Source organism: Larsenimonas rhizosphaerae (assembly GCF_026240105.1).
Taxonomy (GTDB): Bacteria; Pseudomonadota; Gammaproteobacteria; order Pseudomonadales; family Halomonadaceae; genus Larsenimonas; species Larsenimonas rhizosphaerae.
On record NZ_JAPIVE010000002.1, the window covers coordinates 652,982 to 670,415 of the forward strand.

Sequence of the window (17,434 nt, forward strand, 5' to 3'; positions counted from 1 at the left end):
CCATGACACGCACTGTTTATGTCAACGGCGAGTACCTTGCCGAGGATCAGGCCACGGTATCGATTTTTGACCGTGGGTTTTTGATGGGCGACGCCGTTTATGAGGTATGTGCGGTGCTTGAAGGGCGACTGGTGGATACGCCAGGCCACTTTGCCAGGTTACGTCGCTCGATGACGGCCCTGTCGATGCCGGAGACGCTGGATAATGATGAACTGCTGCATGTTCATCAGGAACTGGTCCGGCGCAACGCACTCAGGGAAGGGCTTGTGTATCTTCAGCTCAGCCGGGGTGTGGCTGACCGGGACTTTGCCTATCCCGGTTCGGAAACGCCGCCCACCCTGGTTCTGTTTACCCAGGCGAAGGCCGTAATCGACAGCCCGCTGGCTCATCGAGGCGCGCACGTCATTACTCAGCCTGATCTGCGCTGGGGGCGTCGGGACATCAAGACCGTACAACTGCTGTATCCATCAATGGCCAAGATGGCGGCCAGGGCTGCCGGGGCCGATGATGCCTGGCTGGTCGAAAATGGTCTGGTCACGGAGGGCTCTTCCAGTAACGCCTTTATCGTGACCCGGGATGGACGGCTTGTCACCCGTGAGCTATCCAGCGATATTCTGCATGGCATTACCCGCGCTGCGGTGCTCCGGCTGGCCAGAGACGTCGGGCTGGTCATCGAGGAGCGTGCCTTTACGCCGGAAGAAGCCTGCATGGCGCAGGAAGCCTTCATGACCTCGGCCACTTCCATGGTGACGGCAGTGGTGTCCATTGATGGACAGGCGCTGGGCGATGGAAGGCCCGGCGCCGTTGCTGCACGGCTGCGGACCCTTTACATCGAGGAAAGCCTGAGGCAGGCAGAATAACCAAAGGGGGCCACCCCTCGGGCTCATTGTCTGGTTGAGTTGCTGACCAGGTTGCGTGATGTGCTTTCAGGGGTGGCCACAACGCCGGTTGAAATCTGATTCATCGGGCTGACAATGTACTTGGCCTTGATCTTCTGAAGTTCCTGCTGGTACTGGCTTTCATTGACCATACCCTTTTTGCGCCGGTCCTTGAGCCTGGCCGTTTCCTTGCTCTGTTGCTCCTGCAGCCAGGATTTTGTGGCCAGATAATTGGCCGAGGTGGCTGCGTTATAGCCGTTGGCCGGGTCCCAGAGCATCGATAGCGGCCACAGCGCGGTATTGAGCGCTGCTGCCCCGTAATTGCCCGTATACCAGGAACCGCCTCCGGGCAGCATGCCCAGAATGGCGCCGGAGTCCGGGTCCTTGACGACACGGGCCTGACCTCGTTCCTTGTAAATGGCGTACTCACGCTGCTGCTGCTCGCTCAGACCGGAAGCGCAGCCGGTAAGGCCGGCCGTCATCAGAAGCAGGCCAAGAATCGGCATCACGCGGATGAAATGCTTTGCCATGGAGAAAATCCAGTGTCATGTCGGGAAATGGACGGACATCTTGATAGGTCCGGTGAGGATCGTCACGAAGCAGTCAGGACGATTACTTCATGGATACTCATCTGGAGTAGAGGTTCATTTTAAAGCCGGGACGATAACGACACCAGCCCCCTCTATGCCCGAGAAGGGATAACAAGGCAGCCCAATTGTGGCAATTGGTTTCAGGATGCCGTCGTGAAGTTGCGCTATGTTAATTCTTATATTCGACTAAAGTAGCTTGTTATAGTCATGGCCTCTCCCCAGGGTGCGGGGTAGGCTGATTTACCATCACGACAATAAAACATCAGGGGTTGCACAATGGCGAACAAGACAGGCCTGACAGGCTGGGCGGTAGCAGGTGTATTGGCGGTGGCGCTTGCCGGCTGCGGAAACGGCGATGACGACAAGAGTGCCGCTGGTGGAAGCAGCACCGAAGGTACGGCCGATACTGCTTCCGCCGATCAACAGGTTAAACCGGTCAATCTGATCTTTGGTACTGGTGGCACCTCCGGAAGTTATTACCCCATCGGCGGGGCGCTCAAGACGGTTTTCGAGGCCAGCGACCTGGTTGATAACGTACAGGTGGTATCGACCGGAGCATCCGTTCAAAACATCAATAACATTACCGATGGGCTGAACCAGATTGCGATCGTCATGAGTGACGTGGCCTACGATGCCATGAAGGGCACGGGACAGTTCGATGGACAGCCTGCCGATATCAAGGCACTGGCCGGCCTTTATCCCAACGTGGTTCAGCTGGTGGCCACGCGTGACAGTGGTATTGAAACCATTGCAGATCTGACAGGCAAGCGGGTCGGGGTCGGCAAGGTGGGGTCCGGTGTGGAGCAGAGTGCCCAGAAGGTGCTTGAAGCAGCGAGCATCAAGGAAAGTGACCTTGCCAGGGTCAGTCACACCGGGTATGCCGACAGCGTGACGGAAATGAGTAACGGTAACCTGGACGCGGCCTTTTTCACTTCAGGCGTGCCCAACAGCAGCATTACCGGCCTGATGCAGTCCAGTGATATTGTTTTCGTGCCGGTGACCGGTGATGTCGCTGACCGCCTGCTTGAGAAGTACCCTTACTATCAGCAGTACACGATTCCTGCCAATGCTCCTGAGCGCTACAACCTGGGTGAGCAGGTCGATACGGTTGCCATCCGGAACATGCTGATTGTGCCGGCTGACATGAACGACAAGGTCGCCGGAGAGCTTGCCCACCGTTTCCATGATTACCTGGGCAGTGACAAGGTGTCCGTCGGTGCGCTGAAACAGGTTGATCCTGCTGAGCTTGATGCGAATCTGGTGCTGCCGGTTCATCCAGGCGCTCAGGCCTATTACGATACGCTGAAGGAGTCACCCGATCAGGACGACGCAGCGCAGTAATCCATCATGCGCCGCCTGAGTTTCTGGGTACTGGCTACGGCCATGAGCGTGCTGGTGCTGGCAATAATGCTGGTGCCGGTACAGATGGTGGTCGTTTCGCATCAGGGCACGCCCTGGCTTGCCTTTCATGCCGGGGAGGGCTCGACCTTCCAGGTTCGCTGGACTCATTCGGTCGAAAAGGAACCCTGGGAGGAAACGTTCAGGGTAGAAGGTCGGAGCCTGTATGTGATTTCGACGCGGTTCAAGACCTTCGGCGCCGGGGTTCCGGCTCAAGCGGGGGATCACACGACACTTGAAGATGGCTGGGTGGTGATGCGAGGCCTGCATCGTCGTGTCGACCCCCTGTATATCCAGGCCGCCCCCCGGGAGCATTACCTGTTTCAACAGGCAGGTGACACCTGGTCGCTCGACGTATCCGGGCGTGATGCGGTAATCCATATTCAAACAGTCAATGCCCCGCCCGGGCATTATCTGGCAGCACTGCTTCGGCCGCTGTGGTCACTTGAATCTTCCTGATGTTTCATTTCGGCAAGGAGCCGCTGCATGACATCTCCTTCACCACCAGCCGTTGATGAAGAGCTGGCAAAGAAAACCCTGGAGCAGCTTGATCGCGAGAGCGCGATTCGCCACGACCTGCCCCGTACGATTTCGAATATAGTCATGATATTGAGCGTCCTGCTGGCGCTCTTTCACCTATACACCTCCTTTTCCGGCCCGCTGGTGGATGTAGCGCAGCGCAGTATTCACCTGTATACGCTGCTGGGGCTGGCCTTTGTGCTTTATCCCGCCACGCGTCGCGGTGACCGTACCCGCCTGCCCTGGAGCGATGCCTTGCTGGCGGTACTGGCACTGGGGGTTGGTGTCTACATGCTGGTCGTTTCTGACCGTGTCATTGCCTCGGCTGGACGCATTACCAGTCTGGATATGGTTGTCGGGATAGTGGCCATTCTGCTGGTGATCGATGCTGCGCGTCGCGTTACCGGCTGGGGGCTGACCCTGCTGGCTGTCTTTTTTCTGGGCTATGGTATCTACGCCAAACTGTCGTTCTATCCGGCCCTCAATGAGAACATCGTGATGGCGGTGGGGCGTCAAATCGTATCGCATCTGGTGTTTATTACCGAGGGGTTGCTCGGGACGGCCATTGCCGTGTCAGCCAGCTATATCATGCTGTTCATTCTGTTCGGGGCCTTTCTCGGCAAGTCCGGCCTGGGCCAGCTGTTCAATGATCTGGCTCTGGCGGTGGCAGGGCATACTCGCGGTGGGCCGGCCAAGGTGGCAGTACTCGCCAGCGGCTTTCTTGGGTCCATCAACGGGTCGGCCATCGCCAACGTGGTGACCACCGGGGCCTTTACGATCCCATTGATGAAAAAAACCGGCTACAAGGCCAATTTTGCCGGTGCCGTCGAGGCATCGGCCAGCGTGGGGGGGCAGATTCTGCCACCCATCATGGGCGCGGCAGCATTCATCATGGCGGAAGTTCTCTCTGTACCCTACACCCAGGTCATACTGGCCGGCATTATTCCGGCCCTGCTTTATTACGCGGGCGTATTGTTCCAGGTGCATCTACGTGCTTCTCGCAACGGCCTGGAAGGTATTCCTCGCAGTGAACTGACGCCTGTACGTGAAGTGCTGGTGGCCCGAGGGCATCTTCTGGTGCCCATGGCCGTCCTGATGCTATTGCTGTTTCAGGGGCGCGCGCCTTTCTTTGCCGCCTTCTGGTCCATTGCCGCGACCATTCTGATCTGCGCGACTCCACGTGTATTGATCGGATTGTCGGCCATCCTGACTCTGCTCATCCTTGAGCCCCTGTGGCAGGCGGTGCTGGCGGGTCAGCCCTTGCCATCGTTTTCGACAGACCGGTGGTGGCTCTTTGCCTTTATCGTGGTGCCGGTGGTCATCAACCTGGTACGTGCCCGGCTCGGGCTGGTGGCTGAGGTGATGGATGTTCACGAATGTCGTGATGCCATGACCGAGGGGGTCAGAAACGCCATCCCGGTGGCGATTGCCTGTGGGGCTGTCGGGATTATCGTAGGGGTGGCTACCCTGACCGGGATTGCGCTTGAGGCGGCGGATGCAGTGGTTCAGCTGGGCAGCCATATTGCCTGGCCGATGCTTCAATTGATGGTGACGTTGATGCTGACCATGGTGGCATCCATCGTGCTCGGGATGGGGCTGCCCAGTATTCCTACCTACATCATTACCAGCACCATGGCGGCACCGATCCTGCTTAATCTGCCGCTGTTCCGTGAACTGGCGGGCAGCAGTGATACCGCCATGTTCGTGGCGCACATGTTCGTGTTCTATTTCGGTATTTTTGCCAATCTGACGCCTCCCGTAGCCCTGGCTGCCTATGCCGGTGCCGGGATCAGCGGCGGGTCACCAAATGCTACTGGTGTACAGGCCATGAAACTGGCGGTAGCCGGCTTCGTTGTTCCATACATGTTTGTGTTCGCCCACAGCATGCTGATGATAGATGCCAGTGTGGTCTCCGTGATCTGGGTAGCGCTGAGTGGTCTGCTGGGTGTGTTGATGCTGGCCATCGCCGTGGAAGGGTATTTCAGGCGCGCACTGGGATGGGGAGGCCGGGTACTGGCCGCAATCGGCGCCCTGGCATTGATGTATCCCGGCTGGCCGACCGATATGCTGGGTATTGCTGTACTGGGTGGATTGTTTTTGATGGGTAAAAGGCAGCCTGGCTAGGCTGCCTTTCGCACTACCCTGACAGGTCTTGCAGGGTATCGTAAGCGGCCGGTCGGCCCAGCCAGAAGCCCTGACCCTCGTGGCATCCAAGGGCCTTGAAGTCGTTGTATTCCTCAACGGTTTCAATGCCCTTGGCACAAATGCGCCAGCCTGCGCGACGAGCGATATCAACCGCCGCTTCCAGCTTGTGCCGCTGCACGTCAGTGCTGGGGCCGATGGCTGTTTTCCAGTCCTGATGCAGTTTGATACCGGCCATGGGCAGGTCCATCAATCCCAGCAGGTCACAGTAGTTCCGCCCGTAGTTGTCCAGCATGAAGCGGATGCCAATGGTGGATAGTGCGCGGATATTGCGATAGAGGATCGCGTCACGACCAGCCATGACATCTTCCGGAATATCGAAGACCAGCAAGTGCGGCGGGACGCCGTGGCGATTGAGCAGATTGACAACGGCATCGCTGAAATCCGGCTGGATGCACCAGGCGCTGCCCAGATTAACGGTAATGGGCAGTGTGGGTGGGTCGGCCTGACGAGCCTTCAGCAGCAGGGTAGCAGCCTGGCTCAGCACCCACCGATCCAGTTGCTCTTCGAGTCGGCGCTCCTGTGCTGCCCGAAGTATTTCTATCGGGGTAATTTGCCCAAGGTCGGTATCGTACCAGCGCAAAAGGGCTTCGTGCCCGATCACGGTGTCGCTGGTGAGGTCATGAATGGGTTGATAGTGCAGGTAGAGTTCGCTGTTGCTGAGCGCCGTTGGCAAGCGCCGGGCAATGGCTACCGAGCGTATCAGCGGCTGACGATACTCATCGGTGTCCAGCAGATGCAGTGAGGGGGTATCGGCAGCGTCTTCCTTCATGGCGCGCTCAATGGTAACCATCATGGCGCTGGCATCATCGAACAGGCGGCAGTCATCCAGCCAGCTGATATGCGGTGGGCAGTCAAAGGCGTCGGCTGTGCCTTCATGGCGTGCATGCAGCTCGTCAGCGGCCCGATTCATGAGTTTTTCCCGGTGCTTTTGAGTCGGTGCTTCAAAAAACACACACAGCGTGTCGTCCTTGATACGGCCAAACAATAAACCGTGGCCCCTGAAGGCGTGCCGTAATCGGCGTGATACTTCCACCAGAGCCAATGTGGATTCTGCAATGCCGTAACGAGCGCTGACCTGTTTCAGTGTGGGTAGTTGCACCATGGCAAGCGAATAGTGGGCGCTTTGGGTTTCGGCCAGCCTGAAATAGTCATTGATGCGCTTTTCAAAGTTACCGGGTTGCAGGTAATGAGTCAGCGGGTCCAGCGAGTTGCGCAGCTTGGACTCGGTCTGCTCATTGGCCAGGGTCACATCGTGGTTCAGCTCACTACTGACGAAGTGGGCAAACTCGATAAGCAAATCACGCTTGTGAGGACTCAAGCGTCTTGGAATATCGTCAATCAGGCACAGGGTACCCATCGGCAGGCCGCTGGTGGAACGGATCAGGGCGCCTGCATAAAAGCGGATATTGGGTGGCCCGGTAACCAGTGGGTTGGCGACGAAGCGAGGGTCCTGCAGGGCATCCTCAATGACCATGACGTCCTTTTCATGGAGCGCATGACTGCAGAACGCCAGGTCACGGTGGGTCTCGGTGATGGTAAGCCCTACGCAGGATTTGAACCACTGTCGGTCTTCGTCAATCAGGGAGATCAGAACAATAGGGACATCAAAGGTACGGCTTACCAGACGGGTCAACCGATCAAATCGCTGCTCAGGCGGCGTATCAAGCACGAACAGAGCCTTCAGCTCGCTGAGTCGTGCCGCCTCATGTTCATGTGGTACGGCCGGAACGGCGCCATTGTCGAGTCGCATGAGAGGGTCCTTGCTCATGGGAAGTTCAGTAAGCCAAGAAGTCATGACGAAGCCTCTATCCTGTTTATCCATCAGGCAGGCCGCGCCGTGATGAAGCACGGTGACCGAAGCTGATATCGAGCAGACGGCTGCCGTTACGGTGTTATCGGCAGGCGTCTATTTAATTAGAATAGTTTAATCAAAAAGCTGTAAAAAAGTAGCACCTCAAGGGAATGAGAAAGTGTGCTGTAAAGAATGAAAAAAGGCCCCGGTAGCGGGGCCTGCACTCTTGTATCCATGGCGTCATTGCTGCAGTTCGGCGAGCAGGCGATAGCTGGTCAGACGGTCTTCCAGTGAGTAGGCATCGGTGTTAATCATCAGCTCGTTGACGCCGGTCTCCTCCAGAAGCCTGTCCAGCTGCTGCCGTGCGGTATCCGGGGAGCCCACGATGGTAGCGCCCAGGTTCTGCTGCACCGCCATGCGTTCGTGGGGCATCCAGTCCATGTTATCCACTGGCGGCAGCAGATGCGTGGACTGGCCCCTCATCAGGTTCAGAAACTTCTGCTGTTGCGTAGTCGCAAGCCAGTGGGCGCGCTCATCGGTATCGGCCAGTAGTACCGGAATTCCCAGCATCGCCCACGGGGCCTTGAGGGTCTCGGAGGGCTGGAACTGTTCCCGATAAAGACGCAGTGCCTCGTGCATGTATCCCGGCGCAAACTGGCCGGCAAAGGCGAAGGGCAGCCCCAGCCGTGCAGCAAGCTGGGCACTGTAGCCACTGGATCCGAGAAGCCATATCGGTACATGCGTTCCCTGGCCGGGCACGGCCTGGACGCGCTGGCCGGGCGAGGCATCCCCAAGATAGCGTTGTAGCTCCGCCAGTTGTTCCGGAAAGTCATCCACGCCGGCACGGGGGTGGCGACGCATCGCCTGCATGGTCGCACCATCACTGCCGGGTGCCCGACCCAGGCCCAGGTCAATGCGGTCCGGATACAGTGTGGCCAGCGTGCCGAACTGCTCGGCGATGACCAGCGGAGGGTGATTGGGCAGCATGATGCCCCCCGAGCCGATACGCATGGTGCTGGTCTGGCCTGCCACATGACCGATCAGTACCGAGGTCGCTGCACTGGCAATGCCTGAAATATTATGATGCTCAGCCATCCAGAACCGGTGGTAACCAAGCGCTTCGACGGTTTGAGCAAGCGTGACCGTATTATCAAGGGTTTCCCGAATCGAGCCATCCTTTCGAATGGGAGCAAGGTCCAGTACTGAAAGTGTAACCTCGGAGAGTGTCGTCATGACTGCCTCGTGTGCCTGCTTTAAATGTTAGCTTGCTTACAATGTGGGGGTGAAAGGCCCTTATCGCAAGCGGTCGGCAGCCGGTCAGATAATAAAAAAGCATCCCGCAGGATGCTCATGATTCAGGTCATGTCAGGGCCGGGCCTGATAGTCGCCTTCAATGATTCGGTGGGAATCGCGGGACGTGCCGGTGTGATGTTCGTAAAATGTGCCGGAAAAGGTGTTCGTCTGTCTTTTGATCCGGTGACGCAGGAACGGCAGGGTCACCAGCCCGACCAGCAGAAGAATGGACGCCATGAACAGTCCTGTCACCATCAATGCGGCGACGCTTAACCAGACAAGCACGCCCTTGAGCGGGTTATGGCTGCGTTGACCGGCATGCTGATTCATGCGTGACTTGAGCGCTTCGGCCCGTTGCCAGGCATGATTATTACGCGGATCGATCATTGATTTACCACTCCAATACGGATGTGTCAGATACTTTGACTACCCTACGCTTGATCCGTTCCTTTGCCACTCGGGGTTTCAGGCTCGATCAAGTCTGAACATGACAACAGCGAGGTACACGTGGATCAACGGGAGCGTATTACCCCATTTCAGATATTCCTGCTGTTTTTGTCGCTCTATGTGCTGCTGGCACTGGGCGCACAAACATTTTTCCACCTTTCGTCGGAAATGCAGCGACTGTTGCGTTATCTCGATTATCTGGTGTGTTTTTTCTTTTTCATCGATTTTTGCCAGCGCTTCTATCGTGCGGAAAGCAAGCTTCATTACATGAAGTGGGGCTGGATTGATCTCCTGGCCAGTGTGCCGGTCATGGGTCAGTTCCAGGCGGCCCGTGTCTTCAGGGTTATTCTGATTTTCAGATTGATCAGGGCGCTGCGATCCATTCAGACCGTTATTGATGTGGTGTTTCGCAACCGGGCCGAAGGTGTATTTGCCACGGCAGCCACGGCGACAGTGCTGCTGGTGGCCTTCGGTGCCATTGCGATGCTGCTGATCGAGGGGCCGGTGCCTGAAAGTCGTATCAATACTGCGGAAGATGCCCTGTGGTGGGCCTTTGTGACCATCACCACGGTAGGCTATGGCGATTACTACCCGGTGACGCTGGGAGGGCGTATCGTGGCTGTAATTGTAATGATTGGCGGGGTAGGGCTGTTCGGCAGCTTTGCGGCCTATATCGGGTCGCTTTTTGTTGCGGACGAAAACGATGATGCTGACCGGCAGCAGCGAGCCCAGCGCGAAATGATGCGTCATCTCAATCGGCAAATGGAGGAAATGCGACATGAAATTGCCGGTTTGCGAGCATCGCTGGATAATCGAAGTGCACTGTCTGATGAGGCCGGAGAAAATGAAGCCAGGCCTCGGTCACCGGCAAGGGATGATCCATGAGCAGGCAGGTCGAAGGAGTGAAGGCGGAACATGAAACTATCCGGGTGGATAGCATTGAAAGGTGCCTTCCCTGGCAGTGCCGCTCCCTGAACAACGGCTTCCATTCCTGAAGCAAAGGCCTCTCTGGCTCGCTGTCCTGATCATTTATAATGCCTTGCAGGCAAAAGTATTAGATAGTATTTAATTAGATGTGTCTAGTTAATGTGATGTGTGCGGCTGCGAGCGTTTGACGCAGCTGCCCCGAATACAATTTGTTCCGATCCATTGTGTTCAGTTATCGATTTTGCCTGCAAAAACGCTATGCTGGAACGAGTCGTCTGACACGGTGGTTTCGCGTGTCGGAATGTTTTGCCGGGAAAACCCCCGGATATTGATCTTTTGGAGGCTTGATATGGCAACGCAACTGGACGCGTTGAAGGAACTTTCCCATGTGGTAGCCGATACCGGCGATCTTGATGCGATTCGTAAATATCAGCCCATGGATGCCACGACCAATCCTTCCCTGATTCTCAAGGCGTTTGATCTGGAAAGCTATCAGCCACTGATCAAGGACGTCATTGAGCGAGTCAAGAAGGAAGAGAGCGACCGTGATGCGCAGATCGCCTCTGCGGTAGATCATCTTGCGGTTGCCATCGGCAGTGAAATTGCCGGGATTGTACCGGGGCGCGTTTCGACCGAGGTGTCGGCCAAACTCTCCTTTGATACTGAAGCAAGCATCGAAAAAGCGCATCACCTGATCAAGCTGTACGAAGAACGGGGTGTGTCAAAGGATCGCGTACTGATCAAGCTGGCATCCACGTGGGAAGGCATTCGTGCTGCGGAATCTCTGGAGAAGGAAGGCATCAACTGCAACCTGACCCTGTTGTTCTCCGATGCTCAGGCACGAGCCTGCTTTGAAGCGGGTGTGTTCCTGATCTCGCCGTTTGTCGGCCGCGTCACCGACTGGTACAAGAAGGAAACCGGAAAGGACTATACCGCCGAGGAAGACCCAGGTGTGAAGTTCGTGCGTAACGTCTGTCAGTATGCCAGCGACTACGGCTACGAGACCGTGGTCATGGGCGCCAGCTTCCGTAATACCGGACAGATTCTGGCCCTGGCCGGTTGCAACCGGCTGACCATCTCGCCGCAACTGCTTGAAGAGCTGAGCGCGACGGAAGGCAAGGTTGAACGCAAGGTTTCTGACGAAGGCAAGGGCGCTGAAACCCTGCCACGCATTACCGAAAGCGAATTCCGATTTGCCCATAACGAAGATGCCATGGCCAATGACAAGCTGGCCGAGGGCATTCGCAAGTTCGCGGCAGACCAGGACACGCTGGAAGAGCAGATTGCCAAACTGCTGTAACGGCAGATGGCAAGCGTAAAAAGCCCCGCAACAGCGGGGCTTTTTTTATGCATCCAGGGCGCCGTACATCACTTACTTGCCCAGATAGGCCGACAGCATCCAGACGGTTTTTTCCTGCTCGCGGATATAGTCGCTGACCTGTGACGCCGTACCTTCGTCATCGGCGTCATTGGCGGTATCCAGGACGTCCCGCTGGATCTGCAGCAGTGTGGAAAGCCCATCGAGCATGGTCTGAACACACTGGGCGGCATCGTGCACGTTAGTCACTTCCCTTACCGTACTGAGGCGGGCGTAATCGCTGTAGGCATGAAGCGGAGTGTAGCCCAGGGTCAGGATGCGTTCGGCGATCTCATCAACCTTGGTCAGCAGATCGGTATACATCAGCTCGAACTGATTATGCAGCTCGAAAAACTGGGGACCCTTGACGTTCCAGTGACACCCGCGAGCGTTCATGTAAAAGACCTGATAGTTGGCCAGCAGCTCGTTGAGTTTTTCAGCCAGTCGATTGGCATTGGCTGACTGGAGTCCAATGGCGTTGGTATCAGACATGATGTCCTCCTTGCGTCGGTAATACATCCAACATGGTTGTCATGCGCGCGTTTTTCAACCGCGGACGTGCCTGGCCGGCGTTTACTGCCTGTTCTGGCCACGGGCAGCCTGTTGCCACAATCGCCAGACTGCCTCGCTTCGATCAGCAAGCAACTCTGCACAGCGCGCCAGAGCTTCTTCAAGTGCCATGGGACGGTCTGACAGGGCCCAGGTGGCGGTGACGCCTTCGTCATGGATGGCAGTCCAGCCCTCGCCGAGGCTTCCCGCCAGTACCACGACCGGGACGCCTGCATCACGTGCGCGGCGAGCGATGCCGATAGGGGTCTTGCCGGAAAGGCTCTGGCCATCCACTCGTCCTTCCCCGGTAATCACCAGTGAAGCATCCGACAGCGCCTCATCGAAGTTGACCTGAGCCATGACCAGTTCAATGCCGGGCACCAGGGTGGCATTCAGGAACGCCAGTGCCGCAAAGCCCATGCCTCCTGCCGCGCCGGCCCCTTCAGTACTGGCGTGGTCAGGGCCGTTGAAGGGGCCTAGCTGTTCGGCAAAGTGGGCCAGTGCCTTGTCCAGTTCGGCGACGGTATCGGCATCCGCCCCTTTCTGGGGGCCGAAGACCGCGCTGGCCCCCTGCGGGCCGCATAATGGGTTGTTGACGTCGACGGCGGCCTGAACGGTGAGCTTTTCAAGGCGTGGGTCCAGATGGTCGGTATTGACCCGTGCCAGCCGTGCCAGCGCTGAGCCGCCGGGGGGCAGGGGAGTGCCGGCATCATCCAGAAGCTCAAGCCCCAGGGCGCGCATCATGCCGCTGCCGGCATCATTGGTAGCGCTTCCTCCCAGGGTCAGCACCAGATGGCGTGCTCCGGCATCCAGTGCCGCCTTGATCAACAGGCCTACCCCCTCGGTGGTGGTGTGCCGGGCGTCACGCTCATCGGGTGCGATCTGTTGCAGGCCCGCGGCTTCGGCAAGTTCAACGATGGCTGTCTGTTCGGCCTCATTCCAGCCCCAGGCCGCATCGATCGGTCGGCCCAGCGCATCGACCACGGTGGTTATGCGGCGTTCGATGCCGGTGGCTGCGATGATGGCATCCAGGGTGCCCTCGCCACCGTCTCCCATCGGACAGCACAGCAGGGTTGCCTCGGGTTGAACACGGCGTATACCGCTGGCCATGGCCTGAGCGGCGTCGCGCGCACTCAGGGCGTCCTTGAAGCTGTCCGGGGCAAGAATGATCATTGGCAGGTCACCTGTTAAGGGCAGGAGAGAACAAAATGTGTACGGTTTACCTTAGCACCCTGTGCCAGGATGTACCTGTCTATCCGCGGTGTGATCACACGAGGGAATGCCTCATGTACAGGGCCAGATGGCTGGCGGCACTTTTCATGCCGGGGCTGGTATTACTGACAGGCGGGTGCGCCGTGACTCAAACCGACCCGCTGGCAGCAACGACAGGCAGCATGGCACCGCAATGCCGCATGGCGCTGCCTCCTGACCGCACGACTACTGACTGGATGAAGGCCGCGGTCCGGCTGTTCGAGCGACATCACTATGATGTGGGTGAAACCGACGTGGCCCTGGGGCTGGTCAGTGCCTCGCGGGTGATCGATATGCCTGGGCTGGGTGCCGTCAATGCAGGCGTTGTGGGCGGTCCATTCCTGCATGGCAGCCTTTCGGGGGACCCATGGCAGGTGTTCCGGGGAGACCCCCGGCGAATCGAGGCGGTCACGCTCTGGGAAAGCAACGGCGAAGTATTGCTGGCGCGGAGCAGTACGGTCATGTCGGATCAAAACTACCCGATTGATGCCCGTGCGCTGGCGAGGCCATCGTTTTGTGTACCGTTTTTCAATCAGCTGAAGGCCGACTTGTCTGTTACCGCCAGCACCACCAGCGGGGGAGCACCATGAAAACCTGCCTCGGAATCATGTCGGTTCTGCTGGGCCTGTCACTGCTGGCTGGCTGCGCCACGACTCGCATTCAGCCAGTGAGCGCCGAACGTAGCTACAATGCATCGCCGGATGCCGTACTGAGCGCCCTGGGTACAGCCCTTGTCATGCGAGGGTTTACGGTGCCGCATGCCAATGTCGATCTATGTGAACTGCGTGCCGAGCTTGCTGCAAGGCCGCCCTGGCAGGTATCGGCGCACTGCACCAGGCAGGCCGGGGCCACCCGTCTGATGCTTGAGGGGCAGCATGGTCATCAGCCCATTGCCGCCCCCTCGCTGGCACGGCTGCTTGATGACACCGGCGCTCGGCTTGATGCGCCCTAGCCTTTTGCAGCCGCCATGCGATGTCATGTGGTCTGGTTATCAGGAATCAGCAAGCGACACATGATGTTCTTCTGCTCGGCAAGCTGTGTCGGCGTATAGGGCACGGCAGTGCTGTGGCCCCATACCGGGCCCGGCCAGGCAGGGTCGGTGCGGTGCCGTACGACCAGATGCAGGTGCAGTTGGCTGACGACATTGCCGAGTGCGCCGATGTTGATCTTGTCGGCACCATGATGCTGCTTGAGTATTCTTGACCACCGGGCCGTGTATTCCATCAGCGAGAGCCATCCCGCTGCCGGCAGATCGAAGGCCTCGGTGCACTCCGGCTGCTCGGGCACCAGTACCAGCCAGGAGTAGCGAACATCATCCAGTAATCTCACCTGGCAGGGGAGGTCATCCGTCAGGGAGATCCGCCCAAGCAGGTGAGTGTCGGCGGCAAGTCGGGGGTCAAGGGTGAACAGGGCCATGGCATGCTCCGGAAGACAAGGGATGTGATGGTATTTTCAGCGTAATCTGCCAGGCTCATGCAAGGCACAGGATGCATGTGGCCTTGTTTTCCATTCGTTGTCAAAGGAGTGTATTCGATGAAAAAACTGTTGATGCTGCTGGTGGTTTCCTCGCTGTCTACCGTTGCACTGAGCGGCTGTAACACCATGAATGGTGCCGGTCAGGATATTGAAGACGGTGGCGAGGCCATTCAGAACGCTTCTGAATAACTGACCTGTCAGTTCCCGGCGCTGCCTGAGCAGCGTCGGTTTGCTTGCTCATCTGCCTGTACCTGCCTCTTTGATATCCGTGGACATACCTGACGCTCCCTCCTTTTTTTGCCCCGACAATAAAAACAGGCATTTGTTCATTATTTTCACTTGATAATGTTTATCATTCTTTTTAATGTTGTTCGCGTTGTCGGCCTGTTGCCTTTCGACGACACATTTCCGGTACCAACGATAAACATGGCCCACACTTGCCAGGACACGTCCGGCAAGGGATCACAGTGGCCAGTCAAGGGTCTATTCAGGATTACTCATGCGTTCACTATCTTCCCGTCGTCCGTTTCATCCGGCCCGCACGCCTCTGGCGGTTGCCGTTGGGCTTGCTGCCTCATCCATCGCGCTTCAGGTCTCTGCTGCCGAAGTCACCACGACGACGGCCACGGCATCCGCTGATCGTCAGGATACGATCACGGTTCAGGGCAATCGCCTGTACGACATGGTGTCCACCGAGCAAAACGGGGGATATACCGCAGATGCTGCCACGGTCGGCACCAAGACGCCGGCGGCACTTCGCGACATTCCCCAGTCGGTCAGCGTCGTGACGCGCGAGGCAATGGATGATCAGAATTTCGACTCTCTTGACGGGCTGGCAAAGCGGACGCCAGGCATGCGTGTGCTGTCCAACGATGAAGGACGTTCGTCGATCTACGCGCGTGGTTATGAGTATGACGAATACAACATTGATGGCCTGCCTGCGCCGATGGCAAGCATCAATGGTACGGTGCCGAACCTGTCGGCGTTCGATCGGGTCGAGATCATGCGGGGGCCTTCCGGCCTGTTCAACAGCACCAGCGAGATGGGTGGCATCGTCAATCTGGTCAGAAAGCGCGGCACCGATACCTTTCAGGGGCATGTGACCGGCCGCTATGGCAGCTGGAATCAGCACTATGAGGAGGTTGACCTGTCCGGCCCGATCGATCAGGCCGGTCGTGTGCGCGGGCGTATGGTTGTCAGCAATAATGGTTCCGATGGCTTCGTTGACGACAACGACAACAAGCGCCAGACATTCTACGGCGCGCTCGACATTGACCTCGATGACGCCACCACGCTGGGGCTGGCATTTTTACGTCAGCACAAGGACATCGTGGTCAACAATGGATTGCCGACGGATGCAGACGGCAACCTGCTTGATGTCACTCGCTCGACTTTTGCCGGAGCGGACTGGAACAGCTTTACCATGCAGAGCAATGACTACATTGCCGAGCTGACTCACCGCTTTGACAATGGCGGGTACGGACGGTTTGCCGCACGTTATTCTGATCGCTCCGCAGACTATAACTACATTTTCGGTGGCAATGGCGTTGACCAGAACGGCACCTTTGAACCGCGTGGTACGGCAGGTGACATCGATCAGCAATCGCTGACAATGGACGCGAGCTATAGTCAGCCCTTCATGACCTTCGGCAATGTCAGTGAATTCGTGGTCGGGACTGACTATAAACGCTATGAAACCGATACCGCCCGTGCTCGTGTCTCCGGGGCTGCCCTGGGGGGCACCACGTCGTTCGATGAGATTCGAAACATCAGCGAAATCGACTTCCTGAGCTCACAGCGGCCCGGCATTCGCGTTACTGATCAGCGCACGACACTCGAAGAATATGGCCTGTACTCCAAGCTGACCTTCCGACCGTTTGAACCGCTGGCATTGATTGCAGGCGGGCGGGTCAGTTCCTACGACCAGCGGGTCACCAATAATGATGATGGCTCGGTAGGTCGTCGTAGCAACGATGCACGATTCACGCCCTACGCGGGGCTGGTGTATGACGTCGACAGCCATCATTCGCTCTACGCCAGCTATTCCGAGGTTTTCAAGCCTCAGAGCGCAACCGGCTCAAGCGGTGAATTGATCAAGCCGCGTGAGGGTACCCAGTACGAGGTCGGCGTCAAGGGCAGTTACTTTGACGGCGATCTGAACGCCCGTATCAGCGCCTTCCGTCTCTATGATGATAACTACGCTGCCAGTGTGCCGGGTGAGACCTATTCGGCCCCCATCGGCAAGCGCAGGATTCAGGGCGCCGAGTTCGAGGTCACCGGCTCGCCGCTGCCCAACTGGGACATCATTGCCGGCTACACCTATATGGACACCGATGTGGAGCGTGGCGACACCGATGCAACCTTCCTGCTGATGCCGAAGAACATGGCCAATCTGTGGACCCAGTATGGCTTTACCAGTGGCACGCTTGACGGTTTTCACATCGGCGGTGGCGTTACGGTCATGAGTGACTTCAGTTCCAGTCAGGATGTTGATGCACCGGGTTACGCTGTTGTTGATGCCATGGTGGGTTACGATTTCACGCCCAGGTTCAAGGGGCAGTTGAACTTCAACAACATTCTCGACAAGTCCTATTACGAGCGTGTCGGATCAACAGGCACCTTCAACATGTATGGTGCCCCGTCGAACGTGATGGCGTCCCTGCGCTACGACTTTTAACCGGTCGTCGGGGCAGCCTGCTTGCTGCCCATGAGTCTGCGTGGTATCACAAACGCCCCGGCCACTGCCGGGGCG

General features: G+C 57.7%; 17 protein-coding genes. 10 read left to right on the top strand and 7 right to left on the bottom strand.

What is annotated here, in order from left to right:
• The first annotated feature begins 2 nt into the window (after positions 1–2).
• A complete protein-coding gene (locus tag OQ287_RS09470) occupies positions 3–860 on the top strand; it encodes a D-amino-acid transaminase (RefSeq protein ID WP_265896279.1) in 858 nt (285 codons plus the stop codon).
• Between the two features lie 23 nt (positions 861–883).
• Here the strand turns inward: OQ287_RS09470 and OQ287_RS09475 are convergent, their stop codons facing one another.
• Complete coding sequence (locus OQ287_RS09475; protein ID WP_250935532.1) at positions 884–1,408, bottom strand: hypothetical protein; 525 nt, start codon at positions 1,406–1,408, stop codon at positions 884–886.
• 336 nt (positions 1,409–1,744) lie between these two features.
• Between OQ287_RS09475 and OQ287_RS09480 the strand changes: the two genes are divergently transcribed.
• From OQ287_RS09480 to OQ287_RS09490, 3 genes are read left to right on the top strand one after another with little or no spacing between them, the layout of a single operon-like run.
• A complete protein-coding gene (locus OQ287_RS09480) occupies positions 1,745–2,809 on the top strand; it encodes a TAXI family TRAP transporter solute-binding subunit (protein WP_265896280.1) in 1,065 nt (354 codons plus the stop codon).
• Positions 2,810–2,815: 6 nt separating this feature from the next.
• Positions 2,816–3,325, top strand: a complete 510-nt coding sequence (locus tag OQ287_RS09485) for a DUF1850 domain-containing protein (RefSeq protein WP_250935534.1) — start codon at positions 2,816–2,818, stop codon at positions 3,323–3,325.
• 27 nt (positions 3,326–3,352) lie between these two features.
• On the top strand, positions 3,353–5,509 hold the full coding sequence (locus tag OQ287_RS09490; protein WP_250935535.1) for a TRAP transporter permease: 2,157 nt from the start codon (positions 3,353–3,355) through the stop codon (positions 5,507–5,509).
• 13 nt (positions 5,510–5,522) lie between these two features.
• On the opposite strand, the gene OQ287_RS09495 is transcribed toward OQ287_RS09490, so the two are convergent.
• The 3 genes from OQ287_RS09495 to OQ287_RS09505 all read right to left on the bottom strand — a co-directional run bounded on the left by OQ287_RS09495 (position 5,523) and on the right by OQ287_RS09505 (position 9,062).
• Positions 5,523–7,385, bottom strand: coding sequence for an EAL domain-containing protein (locus OQ287_RS09495; protein ID WP_250935536.1), 1,863 nt, complete (start codon positions 7,383–7,385; stop codon positions 5,523–5,525).
• A 237-nt stretch (positions 7,386–7,622) separates the two neighbouring features.
• On the bottom strand, positions 7,623–8,615 hold the full coding sequence (locus tag OQ287_RS09500; RefSeq protein WP_265896281.1) for an LLM class flavin-dependent oxidoreductase: 993 nt from the start codon (positions 8,613–8,615) through the stop codon (positions 7,623–7,625).
• A 132-nt stretch (positions 8,616–8,747) separates the two neighbouring features.
• On the bottom strand, positions 8,748–9,062 hold the full coding sequence (locus OQ287_RS09505; RefSeq protein WP_250935540.1) for an FxsA family protein: 315 nt from the start codon (positions 9,060–9,062) through the stop codon (positions 8,748–8,750).
• 120 nt (positions 9,063–9,182) lie between these two features.
• Here OQ287_RS09505 and OQ287_RS09510 point away from each other — a divergent pair, with 120 nt between their 5' ends.
• Positions 9,183–10,007, top strand: coding sequence for an ion transporter (locus tag OQ287_RS09510; protein ID WP_265896282.1), 825 nt, complete (start codon positions 9,183–9,185; stop codon positions 10,005–10,007).
• A 391-nt stretch (positions 10,008–10,398) separates the two neighbouring features.
• Positions 10,399–11,349 (top strand): transaldolase, encoded by a 951-nt coding sequence (tal, locus tag OQ287_RS09515; RefSeq protein WP_250935545.1) that lies wholly within the window; start codon positions 10,399–10,401, stop codon positions 11,347–11,349.
• A 72-nt stretch (positions 11,350–11,421) separates the two neighbouring features.
• Here tal and OQ287_RS09520 read toward each other — a convergent pair whose 3' ends face one another.
• On the bottom strand, positions 11,422–11,898 hold the full coding sequence (locus tag OQ287_RS09520; protein WP_265896283.1) for a Dps family protein: 477 nt from the start codon (positions 11,896–11,898) through the stop codon (positions 11,422–11,424).
• 81 nt (positions 11,899–11,979) lie between these two features.
• Positions 11,980–13,128, bottom strand: a complete 1,149-nt coding sequence (locus tag OQ287_RS09525; RefSeq protein ID WP_265896284.1) for a glycerate kinase — start codon at positions 13,126–13,128, stop codon at positions 11,980–11,982.
• A 113-nt stretch (positions 13,129–13,241) separates the two neighbouring features.
• Between OQ287_RS09525 and OQ287_RS09530 the strand changes: the two genes are divergently transcribed.
• Both OQ287_RS09530 and OQ287_RS09535 read left to right on the top strand, forming a co-directional pair.
• The gene (locus tag OQ287_RS09530; RefSeq protein ID WP_265896285.1) at positions 13,242–13,796 is read left to right on the top strand and encodes a hypothetical protein; all 555 of its coding nucleotides are present in this window, start codon (positions 13,242–13,244) and stop codon (positions 13,794–13,796) included.
• Positions 13,793–14,158, top strand: coding sequence for a hypothetical protein (locus OQ287_RS09535; RefSeq protein WP_265896286.1), 366 nt, complete (start codon positions 13,793–13,795; stop codon positions 14,156–14,158). Before OQ287_RS09530 ends, OQ287_RS09535 begins: the two co-directional genes overlap by 4 nt.
• Before the next feature lie 23 nt (positions 14,159–14,181).
• On the opposite strand, the gene OQ287_RS09540 is transcribed toward OQ287_RS09535, so the two are convergent.
• Positions 14,182–14,622 carry an HIT family protein gene (locus OQ287_RS09540; RefSeq protein ID WP_250935553.1) on the bottom strand — a complete coding sequence of 147 codons (441 nt, stop codon included), beginning with the start codon at positions 14,620–14,622 and terminating at the stop codon, positions 14,182–14,184.
• Between the two features lie 117 nt (positions 14,623–14,739).
• Between OQ287_RS09540 and OQ287_RS09545 the strand changes: the two genes are divergently transcribed.
• Both OQ287_RS09545 and OQ287_RS09550 read left to right on the top strand, forming a co-directional pair.
• On the top strand, positions 14,740–14,871 hold the full coding sequence (locus OQ287_RS09545; protein ID WP_250935554.1) for an entericidin A/B family lipoprotein: 132 nt from the start codon (positions 14,740–14,742) through the stop codon (positions 14,869–14,871).
• A 310-nt stretch (positions 14,872–15,181) separates the two neighbouring features.
• Positions 15,182–17,359, top strand: coding sequence for a TonB-dependent siderophore receptor (locus OQ287_RS09550; RefSeq protein ID WP_265896288.1), 2,178 nt, complete (start codon positions 15,182–15,184; stop codon positions 17,357–17,359).
• The last annotated feature ends 75 nt before the right edge of the window (positions 17,360–17,434 follow it).